The 1390-nt window shown below is 52.3% G+C and carries 1 protein-coding gene; it reads left to right on the plus strand.

Going from position 1 to position 1390, the window contains the following annotated elements; all coding sequences use genetic code 11:
* Positions 1-186: 186 nt before the first annotated feature.
* Complete coding sequence (gene pssA, locus BMY49_RS17060) at positions 187-1074, plus strand: CDP-diacylglycerol--serine O-phosphatidyltransferase (RefSeq protein WP_062376005.1); 888 nt, start codon at positions 187-189, stop codon at positions 1072-1074.
* Positions 1075-1390 lie beyond the last annotated feature (316 nt).

Consider the following 1390-nt stretch of genomic DNA (forward strand, 5'->3'; position numbering starts at 1 on the left):
ATGGCTTAGTCGTTCTTCATGAACCGCCGTGGTACGGAACCGTATGCCCGGTGGTGTGGGAGGGCGCCGGGGGTGACCCCGGCCCCTACCCGATGTCTACGGCAATTGGCTGGCTGCCTTGGCATCACCGTGTAGAATGAGAAGAGATCACTTTTCGTGTGACTTCACTTCAAATGGATGACACTTATGACCCAGGATGCTCGCGACCAAGAGCACGAAAATACGCAGCCTTCCGATACGTCGGCCAGCGGTGAATCACCCCAGCAAACATCAGGTAGTGATGATGCTGTCGGCAATGAAGACCTAGCTACCGCGTTCTTGCGGGAAACCGAGGTCGTTGAAGAGGCCGTGGAGGATGGCAAGAAGATCCGCCGTAAAGGCATCTACCTCTTGCCTAACTTATTCACTACCTCTGCGCTCTTCTCTGGCTTCTTTGCGGTTGTGGCTGGGATTAACGGTGAGTTCACATCCGCAGCGGTCGCCATTTTCATTGCTATGGTGCTAGATGGCTTAGATGGCCGAGTTGCCCGGATGACCAATACTCAAAGCGAGTTTGGCGCGGAGTATGACAGTCTTGCCGATATGATCTCGTTTGGCATGGCGCCTGCACTGGTTGCCTTTACCTGGATTTTGCAAGACATCGGTAAAACCGGTTGGGTGGTCGCGTTTCTGTATGTGGCTTGTGCCGCGCTGCGCTTAGCACGATTTAATGTACAGATTGGTAGTGTCGATAAAAAGTGGTTTATCGGTTTGCCCAGCCCGTCTGCAGCGGCGCTGGTTGCTGCCAGCGTATGGACGTTCCATAGTTTTGATGCCGATGCATTTGGCTTCAAGCTGTTGATGCTCGTCGTAGTAGGTGCGGCAGGTATTTTGATGGTCAGTAACATCCGCTACTACAGTTTTAAGGATCTGGACTTCAAAAAGCCCGTACCTTTCGTTGTACTGTTGGCGGTAGTGCTTGGGTTCGTGATGATCTCCGTCGAGCCTTCGGTCATGCTGCTGCTGCTATTTGCGGCTTACGTCTGTTCAGGTCCTGTTCTGGCCGTTATGCGCAAAGCAAAACCCAAGCGCTGAACTTTTTTGAAACTTTTTCACATTAGCTCTTGCCAACCCGGCTGCGAATCCGTAAAGTACGCATCCGCTGCCGGGGACGCTCAGCGTTACCAGCGGTGAATGAGGTTGAAAACCTCTGGTTTGTCAGGAAGTTAGAGCCGTCTTGTTGTTTAGATCGCTCGCTGAAAACAGCGGTTGACAAACACCAGGAAGTGCGTAGAATACGCCTTCCTCGCTGAGGTAACACGGGTCAGGTCATCGAGCCCGTCGCAGCGAACTTAAGAAAGTTGCTCTTTAACAATTTGATCAGGTAATTCATGTGGGCGCTTGCCGATGA

The organism is Vreelandella aquamarina (assembly GCF_900110265.1).
Classification (GTDB): Bacteria; Pseudomonadota; Gammaproteobacteria; order Pseudomonadales; family Halomonadaceae; genus Vreelandella; species Vreelandella aquamarina.

Bases quoted from the DNA above. Each gene is read 5' to 3' on its own strand.
- pssA (WP_062376005.1), top strand. From the start codon at position 187: ATGACCCAGGATGCTCGCGACCAAGAGCACGAAAATACGCAGCCTTCC.